The organism is Dysgonomonas sp. Marseille-Q5470 (assembly GCF_951230145.1).
Classification (GTDB): domain Bacteria; phylum Bacteroidota; class Bacteroidia; order Bacteroidales; family Dysgonomonadaceae; genus Dysgonomonas.
The window spans coordinates 60,666-80,268 of record NZ_CATNVE010000003.1 but is presented as its reverse complement, the minus strand read 5'-3'; the positions used below and the strand labels follow the sequence as shown (position 1 = coordinate 80,268).

Here is a 19,603-nt window from a genome sequence, read left to right as displayed (position 1 = left end):
TCACCTTTCTATTTTTAGGTAATATTAGAATTTGACAGGATAATAATATTTTTCTCATCAGACTAAAATACATACCTTTGCACAAATTTAATTATGGCATCTGTAAAATCTTGGGTATCGGCTCTGCGTCCACGCACACTATTCTTGGCGGGAGCTACAGCACTATGTGGCAGCGGGATCGCATATAGCACAGGAAAATTCAGCATATTTGTATTTGTTCTGACTATTTTGGTAGCGAATGTATTACAACTGTTATCCAATATGGCAAACGACCTTGGTGATTACCAACAAGGCACAGATATCACAGGCGAAAGAATAGGACCTCAACGAACAGTTCAAAGCGGAGCCATTACTCCCGAAGAGATGACTAAAGCAATAAAAATAGCTATAGCATGTGCTATTGTGATCGGGATATTGCTTGTTTATGTTGCTCTTCAGTTTATGGCATGGCAATATATTTTACTCTTTCTAGGCTTGGGACTGGGTAGTATTGTCGCTGCAATAAAATATACAGCCGGAAAAAATCCTTATGGATACAAGGGATTGGGAGATATTTTCTCTTTTATCTTTTTTGGACTTGTATCGGTAGTTGGAACATATTTTTTACATACCCATACCATAGATTTCAAGCCGTGGCTACCTGCTATAGCTTTGGGGCTGCTAACAGTTGCCGTACTCAATCTTAACAATATGCGCGACATAGACAATGATAGAAAATCAGGGAAAATAACAATCCCTGTACGGATAGGAATCAAGAATGCGAAGATATACCACGCCCTCTTAATTATAGGAGCGTTCGTTTCCCTTACGGCATATTCTATATTATATAGTACCCACTGGTATCAATATATGTACCTATTAAGTTTTCTTGTATTTTTTAAATTGTTAATTAACATTATCAAAATAAAAGAGAATCGTCTACTCGACCCATACTTGAAATATACTTCGATGGGAACATTTATCCTATCTGTTTGTTTTTGTATTTGTATCAATCTATAATGAAAAAGATAGGATTACTTTCTGACACCCATAACTGGTGGGATGAGAAGTTTGCAAAATATTTTTCCGACTGTCACGAAATATGGCATGCGGGAGATATAGGTTCAATGGAGTTGGCTTTAAAGTTCGAAGCTTTGGGCAAACCCTTTCGGGCTGTGTACGGAAATATCGATGATAGTCGTGTACGTGCAGCATACCCCGAAACGTTACGCTTCACTCTAGAAGGTGTAGATGTGTTTATGATTCATATCGGAGGCTCTCCGGGTAGGTATGAACGAAAAGTACAATCAATATTACTTATGAATCCGCCCAAATTATTTATAACCGGGCACTCACATATACTGAAAGTCATATTCGATAAAAAAATAAACGGATTATTCATCAACCCAGGTGCAGCAGGCAAATATGGAATACATAAAGTCAGAACCCTTCTTAAGTTTAACTTGAGTGAAGGCAATATCTCCGACTTGGATATCATCGAACTTCATGACGAATCTTAATTAATACTTGTCTAATATTTCTATTTTAACGAAATTTGCAACAGTAAAAAAACAGCAGCATGAAGGAAAAATTACTGAGCTATGATGATGTTCGCAAAATGAGCCCTATTTTGCGTGGTCCATTTGGAAATATACTTATAAAATTTGCTATGTGGCTGACCGGAATGAATAAAGTCAACCGCATCTACGATACTTCGAAGCAATACGAAGGCCCTGAATTTTGCAAACATTTATTACAAGACGTTGGTGTCAATATAGTAGTCGAAAATATAGAGGTGCTTAACCAATACGAAGGAGCTGCGTTTATCACTGTCTCGAACCATGCATACGGTCACATAGATGGTATTGCCGCCATTGCCACAATCGCATCGGTTCGCCCCGACTATAAAATGATGGTAAATTTCATTCTCGGCATGATAGACACAATGTCCCCCAACTTCATTGCTGTTAATCCTTTCCAAAGTGGAAAAATGGCAAGTAAGTCAAGCCTCGAAGGGATAAAACAATCCATCGAACATATCAAAAGCGGACATCCATTGGGATTCTTCCCTGCCGGTGCTGTATCTAAGACAAAAGTAAGAAACTTCAGGATGGAGGTTGAAGACCGTGAATGGCAAGAACCAGTACTAAAACTGATAAAAAAGTCGAAAGTACCTGTGATACCAATGTACTTTAGCGGTAAAAATTCTTGGTTCTTTAACTTTCTTGATCTTGTAAATTGGAGACTCCGTTCATTGAGGTTAGGACATGAAGTGTATAATAAAAAGGGTAAAACTATATACTTACGATTGGGTGAGCCAATATCACCGGAAGAACAGGCAAAACATACAGATATAAAAGAATTCGGAGAGTTTTTGAAGGCTAAAACATACGCTTTAGCTAAATCTACAGATTAAACTCATCACCTTTAGAAATCTTCACTAAAAAAGACTGACAAAACTGAAATTAATATGTAATTTTGTCAGGTTTCGTTAAACTTCACATATAAACTTTTGTTTATTTGTGACTTATCTATCTAATAAAATGGCAAGACCAGATATACAACAGGTAAAACAACGCTTCGGCATCATAGGGAACACACCCGATCTCAACCGAGCTATAGACATAGCGCTTCAGGTAGCACCTACCGATATGTCTGTACTGGTGACAGGAGAGAGCGGAGTGGGTAAAGAAAGTTTTCCGCAGATTATCCATCAGTTCAGCCATCGCAAACATGGAACTTATATTGCGGTCAACTGTGGGTCTATCCCCGAAGGTACTATAGATTCAGAACTTTTCGGACACGAAAAAGGATCCTTTACTGGAGCTACAGGCGAACGGAAAGGGTATTTCGAAGTTGCGAATGGAGGGACACTATTTCTCGACGAAGTAGGAGAATTACCTCTTTCTACACAGGCTCGTTTACTTCGTGTACTCGAGACGGGTGAATTTATAAAAGTAGGATCATCAAAAGTAGAGAAAACAGATGTACGTGTTGTTGCGGCTACAAATCTGGACATGATAACTGCTACACGAAATGGACGTTTTCGTGAAGACTTGTATTACCGCTTAAACACTGTCCCCATTCGGATACCTGCACTAAGAGACAGGAAAGACGACATTCCTCTACTCTTTAGAAAGTTTGCAAGCGACTGTGCTGAAAAATACAACATGCCGTCTATTGTTCTAACCGAATTGGCAAAGCAAATGCTCAAAGACTACTATTGGCCGGGGAATATTCGCCAGTTGAAAAATATTACCGAACAGATATCAATTATAGAACAGGCAAGAGAAATAACTCCGGATATACTAAAACTTTATCTTCCGGCAAACGAGGTTGGCTTAATTCCCATACACACTTCTGCGGGACATAATGATCCTAAAAACTTTAGTAATGAGCGAGAAATACTCTATCAGGTACTTTTTGATATGAAAAAAGACATGAACGAGTTGAAAAAAATTGTTCATGATATTGTTGCCGGAAATCTAAAAGCCTCAGATGCTGTATCTGCATCCACAATCAGCAAAAGCGATAACACTTTACCCACTATGGTAGTAAGTGCAGCTGACAAAGGAGCAACTACACCTCTGACTATAAAAAATGATCCTCATACTATTACCCCTACCAGAAATGATATTGCTGACGTAGATATAATAGAAGCTCCCGAATATGAAGAAGAAACACTTTCTCTACAGGATGTAGAAAAAGACATGATTATAAAAGCGTTGGATCGTCATAACGGAAAGCGTAAGAATGCGGCTCAAGACCTGAAAATATCGGAACGTACACTATACAGAAAAATAAAAGAATATAATCTGGAAAATTTATGAAAAAAATCGGTCTGTTGATTCTAGTGTCAATCATGATGACAGCTTGTACAATCTCATACAAGTTTAACGGTTCAAACATTAACTATTCCGAAACACCCACTTTAGAGATTCGCGACTTCCAAAACCAGTCGCCTAACGTATATCCTATGTTAGCTCAAATGTTTAACGAGGAGATGAAAGATGTGTTTATACGCGGAACCAAACTACAGTTTACCAGCGTAGCACCGTCAATGGAAATAGAAGGCGAGATTGTACGTTGGGATCTGACACCTCTAGCTGTGCAGGAAAACAATCTGGCTTCGCAGACTCGACTTACAATGGCGGTTAAATTCCGATTTAGAAACAATGTGAGACCAGAGGAGGATAAAGAGGAGACAATCTCGGCATATCGAGATTTTGAGAGCAGCAAAATGCTTACCGATGTACAAGATAAACTCGGAGAAGAACTCACAAAGGAAATAGTAGACCAGATATTTAATGCAACCATGTCTAATTGGTAGTAAACAATAATCTTAAACATGGATATCCAGAAGCTGAATGAATTTATTATTCAAAAAAATTCTCCCTCCAAATCCGATATCGGAAGTTTGGAGAGGATTGCTTTCGAATACCCTTTTTTTCAAGCTGCCATTTTCATATATCTAAAAGCTGTGTATATACACGAACCTGAAAGATATAAAACAGAACTGGAAAGGCTCAGTATTACAATAACTGACAGAAGAGCTCTGTTCTATTATATATTCAGTGAAGAATATCAACAATTCTTTGTAGAAACAGGTAAAAAAGAAATTGCTGAAGATAAGACGAACATTCTATTAAATGCTTTTTTTGAATCTCGAGGCGAAACAATCAGCGATGACATGCAACTGGAGTATAATATATCCCATTCGAGCATAGCCACAACCGATTATTTTTCATACATACAGTATCAGCCTCAGGAAGAAGGGAACAAAAAAGAGAGTAACCTGCAACTCAAGCATCAAGATATTATAGATACCTTCATTACTAAATCGGAAGAAGATGGCATCCACATCCAAATAGAGAAAGAAGATGAGTCGCTCCGAGATCATACTTATGAACTAAAAGACAGCAATGAAGATCAGGATGAATTAAATGAAGACTTGTTTTTCACCGAGACCCTTGCCAAAATATATATAAAGCAGCAGAAGTATGAGAAAGCATACAAAATAATTAAACATTTAAGTTTGAATTATCCAAAAAAAAATATTTACTTTGCAGACCAATTGAGTTTTCTCGAAAAATTGATTATAAATTCAAAATCTAAAGATAAAAAATGATCGCACTTATTACCATATTAATTGTGATAGCAGCTATAGCCTTGGTACTTATAGTTCTTGTTCAAAACTCAAAAGGCGGAGGCCTTTCATCTGGATTTTCATCTTCAAATGCAATCATGGGAGTTCGTAAAACCACAGACTTCTTGGAGAAAGCAACTTGGGGATTGGCTGGTTTCATCATGATAATGAGTATTGTTTGTGTTATGATCAGACCTAAAGGTGGTTTAGGAACAGCAAAACCGGATATAAGCATACCAACTACTCCTGCTACAGGAACACCTGATATGTCCACTACTTTACCTCTTAATCAAGGTCAAGGTGCAGCAAGTACAACTACTCCGGCTCCTACTCAACAGCCGACAACACCTCCTACTGAATAAGGAAAATATAAAAATCATATAATATAAGAAAGCTTATCTGCAATCAGATAAGCTTTTTTTGTATACCTACACATCGAAAATAGAAAGAGGCTTGACTATAAAATATAGAACAATAGTCGCAACTATCTTTGGAAAAATAGAGAGGCCACAAAATAAGAATCCCTCCAAACTTCTCCATTTTCGGGGAGGCCTTTGAAGGGGTTCTTATTATAAAAGTAGACCTCAGAAATACATAAAGAATACCTTAAGGTCTGAAAACATTATTAGCGACAGCAAATACTACTCGCTATCTTCCGTATTCTCTTCGCTGCTGTTATCTTCTTGTTCGAAGTCGAAACCAGACTCGATTATTATATTATACCAGTTTATTATTTTCTTGATATCTGTCGGGTAAACACGATCTTTGTCAAACTCAGGTAATACCTCTTCGAAGTATCTCTTTAATTCTTCAGGCTTTGAGTTTGCACTGATTGATACTTTAGCCCCATTTTCTTTCTCTTTGATAGAAGCAAGAATGCTTTTTAAAGACACATCATCAGTTTCTGTGTATATAGAGATATCTCCCAATGATACTACTTTATCACGTGGATGAATAGGAATCTTTTTGTTATCTGCGAGAGACTCTACAATAACCATATTCTTACTGTTCGATACAAGTTTGTAAAGTCCGGGTTTTCCAGAAATAGATAAGATTGTTTTAAGCATAAAAAAATAATTTAATTAAAATACTTTTCTGATTTTTAGTTAAGCCACAAAAATAATATGAATACATTAAATATAATAATTTAATGTATTCAAATTAACAATATATTTATTAACCTATTAATTAATAGGCAATCCAACTATTCAAATATCTTTTTATATACATGGCAATAAGGAGTTGTTCCTTTGTGCTCGTAATATTGTTGATGATAATCTTCTGCTTTCCAGAATGTAGATAAGGGTTTTAGCATTGTTGCAACCTTATATCCCTTTTTTTGTAGAATCGATATATATTTTTCAGCAATATTTTTTTCATTCTCATCGGCATAAAATATACAAGACAGATACTGAGGCCCAATATCCGGACCTTGGCCATTTGTTTGAGTAAAATCATGCGTTTCGAAAAACAGCTTTACAAGATCTTCATACGATGTTTTCGAAGTATCATAATCTACTTCAGTTGTTTCTAAATGTCCGGTATTTTTCTGACAAACTTGTTCGTAACTAGGATGATCTACATGCCCACCCATAAAGCCTACAGCGGTATGTGCCACGCCTTTGGCTTTCATGAAATAATACTCTGTGCCCCAAAAACAACCGGAGGCAAAATAAGCTTTCTTAATCATTTTATTCTCTTGAGGTATAAATTTTAGTGATATCGAGTTTACACAGTGCCTTGTCTCTTTTGCCGTGAAGCCTTCGTTGAGGAATACATGTCCTAGATGAGCACCGCAGTTTGTACATATTATTTCAGTTCGTCTTCCATCGGCATCAGGAACACGTTTTACAGCACCCTTTATTTCATCATCAAAAGAAGGCCATCCACAATGAGAATCAAATTTATCAGATGAATTATACAGAGGGGCGTTGCATCTTCTACACACATACACTCCAGCCCGCTTATTATTCACATATTCTCCTGTATAAGGAGCTTCTGTGCCTTTATGTATTATTACCCTTTCTTCTTCGGGTGTCAGTTTATTGTATTTCATATTACCTTGTTCTATTTTATTTTGACTCTGTACGCATGATACTCCCCCTACAATCACGGTACATAATAAATATATGAATAATCTAAGTTTCATACCGTTTTTTTATAATAATTTTTAAAAGTAAAAGGTCTTCTCTTCTTCAGATATTCAATATTATACATATTGTTATACGCCTCGCGTTCGTACGAAATATTTACATAAGCATCAAACATATTCCTATATTGTATCAAGCGAACGATCCACTCTATCAAATAACTTATATAAAAGAATATGACGAGCATTTCAGCCATTTGTCGTGTATGTATACACTCATGGTTTATTTCGGCATCAGTCAGCCTACCATAATCCTTACGAGCAATGATTATTCCAAACAGGTTGATTGCTCCGAAATTCCCCGGAGGAAAATGTTTACTGTATAATATTTTCATTCCTTCATTTACCAGACAAAAATATCTTTGAACAAAGATGTTCACAAGTTTTTTGAGGCAAATTTTGTTAAAGGGAATCTTTTAAATAACTTTCCGTTTCTTTTAAAACAAATCAATATGGAATTAGTTTATGCCGGCGTAATATTGATCCTGGCTGCAATTGTTATTTATTTAATCCAAAGAAACAATAAGCAGAGAGAATCTGAACTGAAAGAAGAAGTTGTTCGCTTAACTCGGGATAAGGAGTCTTTACAAATGGCTCAATTAGAGCATGTGAAAGAGATTGCAGAAAATAAAGCTTTAATACAGTCCAGAGAAGAACAATTGCGCATTCAGCAAGAAGAGTTATTGAATACCCGGACTCAGCTAAATAAAGATTTCCAAATATTAGCCACACAGATATTGGAAGAAAAAACCCTTCGCTTCACCGATGTGAATAGAGCAAATATGGAGGCTATACTGAAACCCCTGAACGAAAAACTGGTTGAGTTTAAAGTAAAAGTAGAAGAAACGTACGATAAAGAATCGAAGCAGCGTTTTTCGCTCGAAGAACGTATCAAAGATCTGGTTGCTCTGAATAATCAGATAAGCGAAGATGCCAATAACTTAACGAAAGCACTGAAAGGCAGCAATAAGATACAGGGTAACTGGGGCGAAATGATTCTGGAATCTATATTAGAAAAATCGGGACTAAAAAAAGGTGAAGAATATTTCACTCAGGAATTTATTACCGACGAAAACGGAACACGCATTCAGAACACGCAAAATAAATATATGCAGCCCGATGTTACAGTTGTTTATCCCGGTGGACGAAAAATTATCATAGATTCCAAAGTATCCCTGAGCGCCTACATTAAGTATGTGGAAGCTGAAATAGATGCAGTAAAAATCTCTGCCGAAAAAGAACATATTACTTCTGTAAGGCAACATATTGATGAACTGAGCCAAAAAGCATATCAGGACTATGTAGAATCTCTCGACTTTGTGATGATGTTCATCCCTAACGAACCGGCTTATATATTAGCGATGCAGCTCGATTCCACTTTGTGGGATTATGCATATCGCAAACGTATCTTATTGATAAGTCCTACAAACTTGGTAGCCTCATTAAAAGTAGTAGCCGACCTGTGGAAACGTGAATACCAAAGCCGCAATGCCATAGAGATAGCCAAACGAGGAGCTGCCTTATACGATAAGTTTGCGGGCTTTGTAGAAACGCTTCAAGATGTAGGAAAAAACATAGAACGTTCTCAGAAAGCATACGATAAAGCTCTTTCTCAATTAAAAGAAGGCAATGGTAATCTCATACGACAGGCAGAAATGCTTAAAGATCTAGGAGTTAAAGCTCAAAAAGAACTACCGGATAGCACCGAATAAGTTAAATAAAGTTAAACGAATAAAGAAAAATAGCGAAACATGTTTTACAACATAAAAATTCACTTATCTTTGTACTGTGTTTTTCATGGTATTAGATTTAAGGTTAACAATGAAGATTGGTTGTCGTGATGACAGCCTTTTCTTTTTTATATAGTATCCGTTCTATAGATATATAATTTAAACCTCCTTTCTCGTCACTAAATTTTTCATCGAGCATAAATTCAGGAAATAAATCTCCAAAAAAACAGACAGACAAACAACACATAAAGAGAACATTACAAAACAAACCATCCCCTATCCTATCAGATTAATAGGAAACGATATTTACAAATAAAGTCTTTATAAAAAAATTGAGGTATTGATAGAATCCTTATTATCGGGGTAAAATTTGCTAAGTTATTGTTTTATATAACGTTAATTATACGTTATAATATACATTTATTGTAATATAGAAAAAAATGATTAAAAAAAACTATATAATATGTTTTATAACATGAAAAATATACTATCTTTGTACTGTGTTTTTCATGGTATTAGATTTAAGGTTAACAATGAAGATTGGTTGTCGAGATGACAACCTTTTCTTTTTTATATAGAACCATTCCTAAATACGCTGAAATTCACACTTCCATATACTCGTTGATCTTCGAATAACGGATAATTAGAGAAATTATAATCCTTAGAATGTTCTAGAATAAATATCCCCCCCGGCTTTATCAATTCTTTTTCAAATACAAGCTTAGGCACATCTTCAAAATGCTTTAAATCATAAGGAGGGTCGGCAAAAATAAAATCAAACTGCTCTTTACAATGCGCCAAATAACTGAATACATCCATCTTGGAGAGCATTAGCTCCGATTGTATTTGTAATTCCGCTTTTGTTTTTTCGATGAATGATGCATGAGCAAAGTTTTTCTCTACACATACAACACGTGGACACCCTCGCGAAACTAATTCAAAACTAATACTACCTGTACCTCCAAAAAGGTCTAATGCTGTAGTTTCTTCCCAGTCTATAGAGTTGTTCAGGACGTTGAATATATTTTCTTTTGCAAAATCTGTTGTAGGACGTGCTTTGAAACTTTTGGGAGGATCAAATCTACGCCCTTTATATTTCCCACTGATAATTCTCATAATGATAATGTTAGTAAGTCTAATGGAGCTTTTTGAGCATCTTCATTCCACAAGAAAATCTCACTTGGAATATTCTGTTGCTCAATGTTTTTTATATATTGTTGCAGAAGTTTCACCAATTGCAGATCGGGATTACCGACTATAAAGAGATAATCATCCAGTTGACTGAATCTGCATTGCTCCCAAAGTTTAAGAATATAATATAGCTGATTTGTTATTTGTTCATTCGTATATGTTAAGCTATGAACCAACTTTGGCCCGGTAAAACAAATAATATCAAGGAAATTATCGTGGAAGTTTAAATACATTCTCGAAGCATTCCCAGTAAGCTTGTTTTTATCTTCAAAGTAATTGATAAGCAAATTGGTATGATGAAAAAAGTGCGGAGTCCAAAGGCTTCTAGATAGAAAGTCAAAAATATCTTTATTCAAATTAAACAATGTAGTCACATCCTGATTTTTGATAAAACCCGTAGATAGATGGCTTGCTTTCTCTACATGTGTAAAATTATACAAATGCTCTTTATCCTTAAGATCAAAATATCGCGCAGGAATTAGATCATAGCTTGAAGAAACGAAAATGACATTCGTCTGCTTAAACTCCTGCGTAAGAAAATTAAAATCAAAAATGATCCGTTGAATATTTGCCAGAAGGTTATCGCTCATTGAAAAGGATGTTTCACGCAGACAATAATTATCTTTTGTCTCAGGATCTGAAATAGAGAACATAAAGCTATAGGGCGTTATACGTATCGATAACACATATCTATCTGATTGTCCGAGGTCTATACTTTCGGGTAAAAACATATTTTGGTATTTCTATACACAAAGTTAGAAAAAGATATTTTTATCTGCTATTTTTGATCTTCAATTCACCATTTCCTTCCGCTATGATCAATGATTTCTTCCGCAGTAAAATAATAGAGAATTTCCCATTCGAACCTACAAGCCAACAAAATGAAGCCTTGGAGAGGATCGTAAACTTCTTATTTTTGCAAAAAGAAGAGACTCTGTTTTTGTTGCGGGGATATGCAGGAACGGGAAAGTCATCCTTGCTGGGAGCCTTAGTGAAAACAATGACTGAGTTTAAGCAAAAAACAGTATTACTAGCGCCTACAGGACGAGCAGCAAAAGTATTTTCATCCTATGCCAGCCATCCGGCTTTTACCATTCACAAGAAAATATACCGACAACAGAAGTATGCAGGAGACTTCGGAAGCTTTGGACTGATGGACAATCTACACAAAGACACTCTTTTCATTGTAGATGAAGCTTCTATGATCAGCAATAGTGGAATGGATGCATCCTTCTTTGGTACAGGGCATCTGCTCGATGATCTGATTCATTATGTCTATTCAGGCGAAAATTGCCGCTTACTGCTTATTGGCGACTCGGCACAGTTGCCACCCGTTATGGAAGAAGACAGCCCTGCCCTGCAAACGGCGGTACTCGAAGGTTACGGACTCGATGTTTATGAGGCTATGCTCTCGCAGATCGTGCGGCAAGCTGAAAGTTCCGGCATCCTTTATAATGCCACCAATATACGTAATCTGTTGAGCAAGGGGGAAACGGGAGCATATCCTAAGCTCCTACTCGATAATTTTGAGGACATTGTACGTATCAACGGAGAAGATCTTATCGATGAAATATCCGCATCTTATGATAGAGAAGGGCTAGACAATACGATGATTGTTTCCCGCTCCAATAAGCGATGCAACATCTACAATCAGGGGGTGCGCAACAGGATTCTATACAGAGAGGAGGAATTATCGGCGGGAGATATGCTGATGATCACCAAAAACAATTATTATTGGACAGAAAACATAGAAGGAATAGATTTCTTAGCGAATGGTGAAATAGTAGAAGTGCTTCGTGTTCGCCGTGAACAAGAATTGTATGGATTCCGCTTTTGTGATGTCTTGGTTAGGAGCCTCGATTATGATATAGAGTTCGAAATCAAGATACTTATGGATACGCTTTACTCTGATGTTTCGGGATTACCTCGTGAGCGTGCAGAAGAATTATTCCTAAATATATTAGAAGATTACTCTGATATATCTACAAAGGCAGGTAAAATGAAAAAACTTAAAACCGACCCTTTTTATAATGCGGTACAAGTAAAATTCGCTTATGCTGTCACCTGCCATAAGGCACAAGGGGGTGAATGGAGTACCGTTTTTCTTGATTTAGGCTATATTTCGGAAGAACATTTAGGGATAAATTTTTATCGTTGGCTCTACACGGCAATTACCCGAGCCGGGAAGAAGTTATACTTAGTAAATCTTCCCGACGAGTTTGTATAAAATGAGATTACGATTAAAAAGCTACCCTCCAAAGTTTGCTTTTATATAATCCATTAAGTCGAAATCTTTTTTCAGTTCGGGTTTGCCGATTTCCATCTCACCTGTATTTATTATTAGGTTGCCTTTACCTATAATCAACTTATCAATAAATGAGCAGATCTCATTTATATTTTCTTTCATCGGCCGTTCGGCAATTTCATGTGCAGCATTTTCTACTTTGTAGAAATAATATGGAGTATTTAATTCTTGAAGCTGTTTTGCAATATGTTTCGATCCATACAACCCAACCTGAAGCATTTCTGTCTTATCAAATGGAACATTCCTATCGGCATCTCCGTGAAACATCTGTATAGGCGAGGGTGCTGTTTGCCATTTCAAATCTCCACTTGTACTAAAGATAGCTCCGGCAAAAGCAATTGTCCCTGCATAATTAAACCCTTGAGGGAGTTTCTCTGCAAGCTTGCTCTTATTACATATTGCATATTCTCCGTGCAGAACGGCAACAGCTCCGGCGCTCGAACCATTTGTAATAATCTCATCTTTTTGGATATTCCAGTCCTCAGCATGATTATACACAAAGGTCGTTGCATCAAAAAGGTCTTCTACAGCCATCGTTATGCTATTGGTCAATAGTGCTGCAAAACGCATCGGATCTATCCGCGAACCATCACCTATATTTTTCATTCCGAGCCGATAATCGATAGATACAACCTGATATCCTCTTTCTACCAGCTTGCGAAAATAATCCACATACTGTTCTCCGTCACGTTCACCGGCAGCAAAACCACCTCCAAACATAAAAACAATACAAGGGGTAACCTTTACAGCTACTGCTTCATCATCTTTAAGATAGTATCTATCCAGCTTCAATGAGCTACCATCTTTTACAGCATACACGTACGTCTGCTTGTCAATATATCCATCAGCAAACAATGAAATAGAGACAAATAGCGAAACAAGCAATGATGTTATTATTCTCTTTCCCATAATGTACAAATTCAGTGAGTTATTTTATATAGTAATTCTTTCAGTAATTCCCCGTCAGGGGCAGAGTTGTTATCAACGCCTTTTGATTTGGCATCGTATATACGTAAGAGACCAATAATTTCCATGCACTTAAACGCATTATAATTCTTCAAGGCAATAACGTAGTCTTTAGCCTGATAGGGATTTCTAAGTCCAAGTTCGGTTGCAAGCCCTTGCTCTGTTTTATTTTTTGCCCAATAACAAATCATCAGGTTGCTGAAAAAGTTAAAGAGTACCGACATGGTCATAATCATCGGATTGTTCTTCGGATTCTTTTCGAAATAGTCGGCAATCTGATTTACCTTGAATATATTTTTATTTATAATCGCATTTAGCAATTCAAAATTATTGAAATCTTTACTGATGCCTATATTTTCTTCGATAAGGTCTGCCGTAATACGCATCTGCCCGGACGGTATAGCTATTAACAGCTTTGCTATCTCATTCGTAAGCTTACTCAGATCATTCCCCAGATAGTCAGACAACATCTGTGCAGATTTCTGATCGATGCTCAAACCTTTTGATAATATATAGGAAGTAATAAATGCCGGAATCTTATACTCCGGTATTTTTTTCGACTCAAAAATAGCTCCGTTTTTGTCTATCTCGGCATATAGCTTTTTGCGTTTATCAAGAGAGCCTCCTTTATAATTGAGAACAAGTATAGTAGATTTTAGCGGGTTCTTTACGTATACTTCGAGCTCCTCTATCTTACTTAGGTTTTGAGCTTCTTTGATTACAATGAGTTGATGATCTGACATCATCGGATAACTGCGAGCCATTGTTATCACGGCTGTAACATTCGTTTCCATCCCATACAGTATACTCTGATTGAAATCGCGTTCCTCTTCAGGCAAAACGGTTTCGGTCAGCATGTTTGTAAGCTCATCTATATAGTAAGGCTCATCACCCATAAAAAGATATACGGGTCTGTATTTTCGTGCTTTAATCTCTGTAACTATCTGTTCAAATGTTACCATGTTTCGAAGCGTAGGTGTTTTACTGTTTCTCCGTTATTAATTAAAGTCATTAGCGATTCGATACCCACTATGACATGCTCTTCTACAAAATTCTTTGTGACAACGTTATCACTTTTTTCCGTTTTTACACCATCAGAAATCATTGGCTGATCCGACACTAAGAGTAATGCCCCTGTGGGTATCTGATTTGCAAAGCCGCAAGTAAACAGTGTTGCAGTTTCCATATCTACAGCCATAGTTCGTATCTGAAGAAGATATTCCTTAAACTTATCATCATGTTCCCAGACACGTCTATTAGTGGTGTATACCGTTCCTGTCCAGTAATCCTTATTATGGTTACGTATCGTAGAGGATACCGATCTCAAAAGGCTGAAAGCAGGTAGAGACGGCACTTCGGGTGGAAGATAATCATTCGATGTTCCTTCTCCTCTGATAGCCGCTATCGGTAATATATAATCTCCTAAATTATTATGCTTTTTCAGCCCTCCACACTTTCCAAGGAAAAGTACAGCCTCGGGCTCTACTGCACTCAACAGATCCATTATAGTAGCAGCATTGGCGCTACCCATTCCAAAGTTTATAATTGTAATTCCTTCTGCCGAGGCATTTGGCATATTGCCATCCAATCCTAAAATAGGGACATTAAAGTGATGAGCAAAAACTTCTACGTATTTGGCAAAGTTGGTTAATAATATATATTTTGTAAATTGCTCGAGTGGTCTTTTCGTATAGCGTGGCAGCCAATTTGCTACAATTTCTTGTTTTGTTTTCATATAAATTCTACTTTTGTTCGTCTAATAAACAAGCACTATCCCTTATTATTTGATATGCGGATTTAACAAAGGTAGCAAATGTTAGAGTTAAATTTACCGTCCTTCGATATAAATGTAAAAAAGATAGGTGGAAAAATCTCTATCTTAGACCCTTTACGCCGTAAGTTTGTAGCATTGACACCCGAAGAGTGGGTCAGGCAACACTTTGTGAACTTTTTGTTAAGAGAAAAAGGCTATCCCGCAGCCTTAATTACAAACGAAATTCAGATAAATCTTAACAAGATGAAAAAACGCTGCGATTCGGTAGTGTATAATCGTGATTTATCCCCCCTGATGATTATAGAATATAAGGCGCCGGATGTAGATATCACACAACAAGTCTTTGATCAGATTGTAAGGTATAACATTGTATTGAAAGTTAAGTATCTGATCGTGTCCAATGGCCTGAATCATTATTGCTGCATAATGGACTATGATAAACAGTCCTTCAATTATCTATCGGATATACCTAACTACACTGATTTATAATAAACACCAAACTACATCTTAAATCAACACTACTAGTTTTAAAGCAAGTCCCACTCATCTCTTATTGTCACAAAAATGTGATAAAATGTTATAATTTCTCTTGTTGAATAAGATTGACAATAAGCAAAGTTCTTTGATTCTACAATAATATTAATTTTGAAGGGTGATAGTTTATTATGGAAATCAAAGGATGAAGCTTACCCTTGCTTTAGTTGTTTTTGTGTTATTTTTATACCCATGTGAGGTCTTTTCCCAATACCTTAAAGGTTTTGTCAAAAATTCCTCAGGAGTCGCTGTCCCATATACTTCTATCTATATAGAAGAAGAAAAAAAGGGGTTGGTGACCAACAATGAGGGATTATTCCAGATCAATCTTCTACCGGGAAACTACACTTTTGTTTATAAACAGATAGGATATAAAGCGCAGAAACAGTCTATTTCTATTCAAAAGGATAAAGCGTGTGAAGTAGAGATTACACTCATGCCATATCCATTCTATGAATATCAAAATACCGATAGGAAAATAGAACTGACAGGAAACGATATACTAAATAAAGTAACAAGAAAAGCGGCATCTTACACATCGTACGATGCTGATGCCTACATCAAAGGTAACTTAACATTAACCAGAATAACAGAGCTCACAAATACAGTCGTAAAGAAAATAGAGAATGTAAATGTCTCCGATCTCGAGAATAAGATCATACATCAGGAAATCAATTGTACAGTAAAATATACAGCACCCGACAGCTACAAAATTCAAGTAAACGGATACACCGGAAATATCGCTGATGCAATGAATACAAGAGGAGCTATAGGGCTTCTCAGTGAATCTTTATTCTCCGATTGGTTCAATGGCAGTATTTCTCCTTTAGGGAGGAGAGTATCGTCTTATTATAAATTCAAATATAAAGGCTATTACTTAGAAGATGGCAAAGTCATCAACAAGATAGAGGTTGTTCCACGATATGATGATTACAAATTACTGAACGGCGACTTGTACATTACAGATGACGGTAATATAACCTGTGCTAAGTTGTATAGAAAATTCCAAGGTCTGGAAACTGTTAATCAAATCACATATCAGACAATTGATGGCCACCCTAACCTTCCGATTACATATCAAACTGATATAAGCATCAATATATTAGGAAATAAGGGAAACGTTACATATCTGACATCTCTAAAATATAAGAAGATAGATAATGGCGGAGAAGCAATAGGAGTTATAAGCAGAGGAGATGAACGACCAAAAATCAATGACAAAATAAAATTCAACAAAGATGCTTATACTCAAGATTCAACATTTTGGGATAGTATAAGAATGTTTCCTGTAAATACAGAACGATTGGAGATTCTCGATCACTTTAGGTTAAAAGAAAGAATAGCGTCTAAGCCTTGGTATGGAAAGGCTTTGCTGGGAGATTATTTTTTAGGAAATGACTCTAGCAAGTGGTCGTTGAGATATGGTGGTGTGAAAATGATATTCAGAGATTATAACTATGTGGATGGTTTCTGGCTCGGAAATCGCTTTTATCTAAAATCGCAAATAGACAAAGATCAACAGCTCGAAATCAGCCCTTACATATACTATACGACAGCAAGACATCGGCTTATAGGGGGAAGCGACTTTACGTATAACTACTTGCCCGAAAGAGCAGGAAAGCTAAAGTTCTCCATCGGTTCCCATACTGCCGATTTCAATAGCTTAAGCATAACGCGATATAATAACTATTTCAGCTCTTTGTTTCTGGGTAAAAACTATAATTCTTTCTATCAAAAAGATTATGTCTCAGTGAACAATGACATAGATCTCACAAAGAAGCTAAAGCTAACAGTCGGGCTTGGAGTTGAAAGACGGGCAGGATTAAATAACAATACAGATTTTACGATTATAGAAAGAGACAATATCACACCGAATATAAACCCTGATAAGCGTTTCGACAGAACATATTATTCTGTGGGACTCTCTTATGTTCCGTTTGCAAACTATACAATCCAGAATAATGAATCGCCCCTTGTTTTTCATCTTCAGTATGAAGAAGGCTTCTCTTCTTGGCAAACGAACAATTCACAATATCGAAAAATAAAAGGCGGAGCTGTGCAAAATATCCGATTGAATTATTTCGATAAACTAGACTATAAGTTTGAAGCAGGAGCTTTTATCGGGCCTAGAAAAAATTTGCACTTTGCCGATTACCAGTTTTATGGTGCGCCCGACCTTGTCTTCAACCTGGGCTCGTTGTTCGACTCATTTCTTTTGCTCGATAATTATGAATTGCAGGCTAACCATTACTGGGTTACACTCTCATTCAATTATGCCAGTCAATATTTTTTACTCAAACGCCTCTCGTTTCTACAAGGAAAACCATTTTTTGAAGGACTACACTTTAAGACATTGTATACTCCCGACATAAAGTTCTATTCAGAGATCGGGTATTCAATAAATATTACAAGACTGTTTGGGATGGGTGTATTTTCTTCTTTCAACAACTTCGATTACAAAACGGCAGGAGTCAGATTCTCTTTAAATCTTCAGTCTCTTCTGCTATTAAAAGATTAATCATTTGAGGTATCTATATAAAAAACAAAAGAGTTACATTTTCATGTAACTCTTTTTGCTCTTCCTCTTGGACTTGAACCAAGGACCCTCTGATTAACAGTCAGATGCTCTAACCGACTGAGCTAAGGAAGAATGTACTTTTGGAAGAAATCTCGTTTACTTTGCTCTTCCTCTTGGACTTGAACCAAGGACCCTCTGATTAACAGTCAGATGCTCTAACCGACTGAGCTAAGGAAGAGTGTTTGTTTCTCTCAAAAGTGACGCAAAAATAGACCTTATTTCTGAATTATGCAATATCTTTGCAAAAAAAAACGAAGAAGAATGGCAAAAGTATTAGGAATGGGCAATGCCTTAGTGGATGTTTTGGCAATTATAGAAGACGATAAGATGTTAGAACTGCTTGAACTACCGAAAGGTAGCATGCAGCTTATAGATGACAAGAAGTTTGAAATATTATCAGGTGAAATAAATAAATTAAAAAAGAATATTGTATCAGGCGGTTCTGCATCGAATACAATTGTAGGTTTATCCCGTTTGGGAATAGAAACCGGCTTTCTGGGAAAGGTAGGAAAAGACTTTTATGGAAACTTCTTTAAAGAAGACTTAAATAAATACAAAATCAAATCACACCTGACCGAGGTTAATGAACCTTCGGGTGTTGCATCTACGTTCATTTCTAAGGACGGAGAGCGTACTTTTGGCACATACTTAGGTGCTGCTGCCCTATTGGATGCAGAAGAGCTTAAAACAGCCGATTTTGAAGGTTACAAGTATTTCTACATTGAGGGATATCTGGTACAAAGTCATGCACTGATCCGCAGAGCAATTGAATTAGCCAGAGAAGCAGGAGCAAAAGTTGTACTTGACCTTGCCAGTTATAATGTAGTGGAAGCAAACCGTCAATTTCTTCTAGACATCATCCCTACGTACACAGACATCGTCTTTGCGAACGAAGAGGAAGCAAGAGCCCTATTGAATGTAGAAGCCGAAGAAGCCGTCTCTTTATTAGCTAAACAAACAGATATAGCTATAGTGAAAGTTGGAGACAAAGGATCGTGGATACAACAAGGAGACGAAAAGATATTTGTTCCCGCATACAAAGTAAACTGTGTAGATACAACGGGAGCAGGAGACCTATATGCAGCCGGATTTATATATGGACTGATACAAAACTATTCACTTTTTATCAGTGGGCAAATAGGAACTCTACTAGCCGCATACGTAATTCAAAAGATAGGGGCTAAAGTGGGCGACAACGAGTGGAATGATATAGATGACGAGATAGAAAAAATAAAGACAGTATTATAAGAT

Annotated in this window: 20 protein-coding genes and 2 tRNA genes; 12 read left to right on the top strand and 10 right to left on the bottom strand. The window is 36.7% G+C overall.

What is annotated here, in order from left to right:
- Nucleotides 1-93 precede the first annotated feature (93 nt).
- From menA to secG, 7 genes are all read left to right on the top strand, one after another.
- On the top strand, nucleotides 94-999 hold the full coding sequence (gene menA, locus QOX35_RS06395; protein WP_283686238.1) for a 1,4-dihydroxy-2-naphthoate octaprenyltransferase: 906 nt from the start codon (nucleotides 94-96) through the stop codon (nucleotides 997-999).
- A complete protein-coding gene (locus tag QOX35_RS06390) occupies nucleotides 999-1,499 on the top strand; it encodes a metallophosphoesterase family protein (RefSeq protein ID WP_283686237.1) in 501 nt (166 codons plus the stop codon). The genes menA and QOX35_RS06390 overlap by 1 nt, the downstream gene beginning before the upstream one ends.
- Before the next feature lie 59 nt (nucleotides 1,500-1,558).
- Nucleotides 1,559-2,395: a lysophospholipid acyltransferase family protein gene (locus QOX35_RS06385; RefSeq protein WP_283686236.1), complete on the top strand. Its 837-nt coding sequence runs from the start codon at nucleotides 1,559-1,561 to the stop codon at nucleotides 2,393-2,395.
- Between the two features lie 127 nt (nucleotides 2,396-2,522).
- Nucleotides 2,523-3,809 carry a sigma 54-interacting transcriptional regulator gene (locus tag QOX35_RS06380; protein WP_283686235.1) on the top strand — a complete coding sequence of 429 codons (1,287 nt, stop codon included), beginning with the start codon at nucleotides 2,523-2,525 and terminating at the stop codon, nucleotides 3,807-3,809.
- Nucleotides 3,806-4,309 carry an LPS assembly lipoprotein LptE gene (lptE, locus tag QOX35_RS06375; protein ID WP_006842353.1) on the top strand — a complete coding sequence of 168 codons (504 nt, stop codon included), beginning with the start codon at nucleotides 3,806-3,808 and terminating at the stop codon, nucleotides 4,307-4,309. The genes QOX35_RS06380 and lptE overlap by 4 nt, the downstream gene beginning before the upstream one ends.
- An 18-nt stretch (nucleotides 4,310-4,327) precedes the next feature.
- Nucleotides 4,328-5,107 (top strand): DUF8458 domain-containing protein, encoded by a 780-nt coding sequence (locus QOX35_RS06370; protein ID WP_283686234.1) that lies wholly within the window; start codon nucleotides 4,328-4,330, stop codon nucleotides 5,105-5,107.
- Complete coding sequence (gene secG, locus QOX35_RS06365; protein WP_135103754.1) at nucleotides 5,104-5,487, top strand: preprotein translocase subunit SecG; 384 nt, start codon at nucleotides 5,104-5,106, stop codon at nucleotides 5,485-5,487. Before QOX35_RS06370 ends, secG begins: the two co-directional genes overlap by 4 nt.
- Nucleotides 5,488-5,766: 279 nt before the next feature.
- Here secG and QOX35_RS06360 read toward each other — a convergent pair whose 3' ends face one another.
- From QOX35_RS06360 to QOX35_RS06350, 3 genes are all read right to left on the bottom strand, one after another.
- Nucleotides 5,767-6,192, bottom strand: a complete 426-nt coding sequence (locus tag QOX35_RS06360) for a DUF5606 family protein (protein ID WP_283686233.1) — start codon at nucleotides 6,190-6,192, stop codon at nucleotides 5,767-5,769.
- Nucleotides 6,193-6,329: 137 nt separating this feature from the next.
- Nucleotides 6,330-7,274, bottom strand: a complete 945-nt coding sequence (locus QOX35_RS06355; protein WP_283686232.1) for a bifunctional methionine sulfoxide reductase B/A protein — start codon at nucleotides 7,272-7,274, stop codon at nucleotides 6,330-6,332.
- Nucleotides 7,271-7,609 (bottom strand): hypothetical protein, encoded by a 339-nt coding sequence (locus QOX35_RS06350; protein ID WP_283686231.1) that lies wholly within the window; start codon nucleotides 7,607-7,609, stop codon nucleotides 7,271-7,273. Before QOX35_RS06350 ends, QOX35_RS06355 begins: the two co-directional genes overlap by 4 nt.
- Before the next feature lie 117 nt (nucleotides 7,610-7,726).
- Between QOX35_RS06350 and QOX35_RS06345 the strand changes: the two genes are divergently transcribed.
- On the top strand, nucleotides 7,727-8,986 hold the full coding sequence (locus QOX35_RS06345) for a DNA recombination protein RmuC (protein ID WP_283686230.1): 1,260 nt from the start codon (nucleotides 7,727-7,729) through the stop codon (nucleotides 8,984-8,986).
- A 588-nt stretch (nucleotides 8,987-9,574) separates the two neighbouring features.
- On the opposite strand, the gene QOX35_RS06340 is transcribed toward QOX35_RS06345, so the two are convergent.
- Both QOX35_RS06340 and QOX35_RS06335 read right to left on the bottom strand, forming a co-directional pair.
- Nucleotides 9,575-10,120: an RsmD family RNA methyltransferase gene (locus QOX35_RS06340; protein ID WP_283686229.1), complete on the bottom strand. Its 546-nt coding sequence runs from the start codon at nucleotides 10,118-10,120 to the stop codon at nucleotides 9,575-9,577.
- Nucleotides 10,117-10,926, bottom strand: coding sequence for a DUF3822 family protein (locus QOX35_RS06335; RefSeq protein ID WP_283686228.1), 810 nt, complete (start codon nucleotides 10,924-10,926; stop codon nucleotides 10,117-10,119). Before QOX35_RS06335 ends, QOX35_RS06340 begins: the two co-directional genes overlap by 4 nt.
- A gap of 83 nt (nucleotides 10,927-11,009) precedes the next feature.
- Here QOX35_RS06335 and QOX35_RS06330 point away from each other — a divergent pair, with 83 nt between their 5' ends.
- Nucleotides 11,010-12,422, top strand: a complete 1,413-nt coding sequence (locus tag QOX35_RS06330; RefSeq protein ID WP_283686575.1) for an ATP-dependent DNA helicase — start codon at nucleotides 11,010-11,012, stop codon at nucleotides 12,420-12,422.
- A gap of 21 nt (nucleotides 12,423-12,443) precedes the next feature.
- On the opposite strand, the gene QOX35_RS06325 is transcribed toward QOX35_RS06330, so the two are convergent.
- From QOX35_RS06325 to QOX35_RS06315, 3 genes are read right to left on the bottom strand one after another with little or no spacing between them, the layout of a single operon-like run.
- Nucleotides 12,444-13,409, bottom strand: coding sequence for an alpha/beta hydrolase (locus QOX35_RS06325; protein WP_283686227.1), 966 nt, complete (start codon nucleotides 13,407-13,409; stop codon nucleotides 12,444-12,446).
- Nucleotides 13,410-13,420: 11 nt separating this feature from the next.
- Nucleotides 13,421-14,428 carry a DNA polymerase III subunit delta gene (holA, locus tag QOX35_RS06320; protein ID WP_283686226.1) on the bottom strand — a complete coding sequence of 336 codons (1,008 nt, stop codon included), beginning with the start codon at nucleotides 14,426-14,428 and terminating at the stop codon, nucleotides 13,421-13,423.
- Nucleotides 14,422-15,201: an AMP nucleosidase gene (locus QOX35_RS06315; RefSeq protein ID WP_135103745.1), complete on the bottom strand. Its 780-nt coding sequence runs from the start codon at nucleotides 15,199-15,201 to the stop codon at nucleotides 14,422-14,424. The genes holA and QOX35_RS06315 overlap by 7 nt, the downstream gene beginning before the upstream one ends.
- A gap of 78 nt (nucleotides 15,202-15,279) precedes the next feature.
- On the opposite strand from QOX35_RS06315, the gene QOX35_RS06310 reads away from it, so the two are divergent.
- Entirely contained in the window at nucleotides 15,280-15,729 is a 450-nt protein-coding gene (locus QOX35_RS06310; RefSeq protein ID WP_283686225.1) for a type I restriction enzyme HsdR N-terminal domain-containing protein, read from the top strand.
- A gap of 190 nt (nucleotides 15,730-15,919) precedes the next feature.
- The gene (locus tag QOX35_RS06305; protein WP_283686224.1) at nucleotides 15,920-18,292 is read left to right on the top strand and encodes a DUF5686 family protein; all 2,373 of its coding nucleotides are present in this window, start codon (nucleotides 15,920-15,922) and stop codon (nucleotides 18,290-18,292) included.
- 58 nt (nucleotides 18,293-18,350) lie between these two features.
- On the opposite strand, the gene QOX35_RS06300 is transcribed toward QOX35_RS06305, so the two are convergent.
- Nucleotides 18,351-18,424: transfer RNA gene (locus QOX35_RS06300), tRNA-Asn, on the bottom strand.
- 32 nt (nucleotides 18,425-18,456) lie between these two features.
- Nucleotides 18,457-18,530 (bottom strand) — tRNA-Asn (locus tag QOX35_RS06295).
- Nucleotides 18,531-18,613: 83 nt separating this feature from the next.
- Here QOX35_RS06295 and QOX35_RS06290 point away from each other — a divergent pair.
- Nucleotides 18,614-19,600: an adenosine kinase gene (locus QOX35_RS06290; protein WP_283686223.1), complete on the top strand. Its 987-nt coding sequence runs from the start codon at nucleotides 18,614-18,616 to the stop codon at nucleotides 19,598-19,600.
- Nucleotides 19,601-19,603 lie beyond the last annotated feature (3 nt).

What these genes read in the sequence shown, in the direction of transcription:
- menA (WP_283686238.1), top strand. Translation starts at nt 94, where the DNA reads ATGGCATCTGTAAAATCTTGGGTATCGGCTCTGCGTCCACGCACACTA.
- QOX35_RS06390 (WP_283686237.1), top strand. Translation starts at nt 999, where the DNA reads ATGAAAAAGATAGGATTACTTTCTGACACCCATAACTGGTGGGATGAG.
- QOX35_RS06385 (WP_283686236.1), top strand. Translation starts at nt 1,559, where the DNA reads ATGAAGGAAAAATTACTGAGCTATGATGATGTTCGCAAAATGAGCCCT.
- QOX35_RS06380 (WP_283686235.1), top strand. Translation starts at nt 2,523, where the DNA reads ATGGCAAGACCAGATATACAACAGGTAAAACAACGCTTCGGCATCATA.
- lptE (WP_006842353.1), top strand. Translation starts at nt 3,806, where the DNA reads ATGAAAAAAATCGGTCTGTTGATTCTAGTGTCAATCATGATGACAGCT.
- QOX35_RS06370 (WP_283686234.1), top strand. Translation starts at nt 4,328, where the DNA reads ATGGATATCCAGAAGCTGAATGAATTTATTATTCAAAAAAATTCTCCC.
- secG (WP_135103754.1), top strand. Translation starts at nt 5,104, where the DNA reads ATGATCGCACTTATTACCATATTAATTGTGATAGCAGCTATAGCCTTG.
- QOX35_RS06360 (WP_283686233.1), bottom strand. Translation starts at nt 6,192, where the DNA reads ATGCTTAAAACAATCTTATCTATTTCTGGAAAACCCGGACTTTACAAA.
- QOX35_RS06355 (WP_283686232.1), bottom strand. Translation starts at nt 7,274, where the DNA reads ATGAAACTTAGATTATTCATATATTTATTATGTACCGTGATTGTAGGG.
- QOX35_RS06350 (WP_283686231.1), bottom strand. Translation starts at nt 7,609, where the DNA reads ATGAAAATATTATACAGTAAACATTTTCCTCCGGGGAATTTCGGAGCA.
- QOX35_RS06345 (WP_283686230.1), top strand. Translation starts at nt 7,727, where the DNA reads ATGGAATTAGTTTATGCCGGCGTAATATTGATCCTGGCTGCAATTGTT.
- QOX35_RS06340 (WP_283686229.1), bottom strand. Translation starts at nt 10,120, where the DNA reads ATGAGAATTATCAGTGGGAAATATAAAGGGCGTAGATTTGATCCTCCC.
- QOX35_RS06335 (WP_283686228.1), bottom strand. Translation starts at nt 10,926, where the DNA reads ATGTTTTTACCCGAAAGTATAGACCTCGGACAATCAGATAGATATGTG.
- QOX35_RS06330 (WP_283686575.1), top strand. Translation starts at nt 11,010, where the DNA reads ATGATCAATGATTTCTTCCGCAGTAAAATAATAGAGAATTTCCCATTC.
- QOX35_RS06325 (WP_283686227.1), bottom strand. Translation starts at nt 13,409, where the DNA reads ATGGGAAAGAGAATAATAACATCATTGCTTGTTTCGCTATTTGTCTCT.
- holA (WP_283686226.1), bottom strand. Translation starts at nt 14,428, where the DNA reads ATGGTAACATTTGAACAGATAGTTACAGAGATTAAAGCACGAAAATAC.
- QOX35_RS06315 (WP_135103745.1), bottom strand. Translation starts at nt 15,201, where the DNA reads ATGAAAACAAAACAAGAAATTGTAGCAAATTGGCTGCCACGCTATACG.
- QOX35_RS06310 (WP_283686225.1), top strand. Translation starts at nt 15,280, where the DNA reads ATGTTAGAGTTAAATTTACCGTCCTTCGATATAAATGTAAAAAAGATA.
- QOX35_RS06305 (WP_283686224.1), top strand. Translation starts at nt 15,920, where the DNA reads ATGAAGCTTACCCTTGCTTTAGTTGTTTTTGTGTTATTTTTATACCCA.
- QOX35_RS06290 (WP_283686223.1), top strand. Translation starts at nt 18,614, where the DNA reads ATGGCAAAAGTATTAGGAATGGGCAATGCCTTAGTGGATGTTTTGGCA.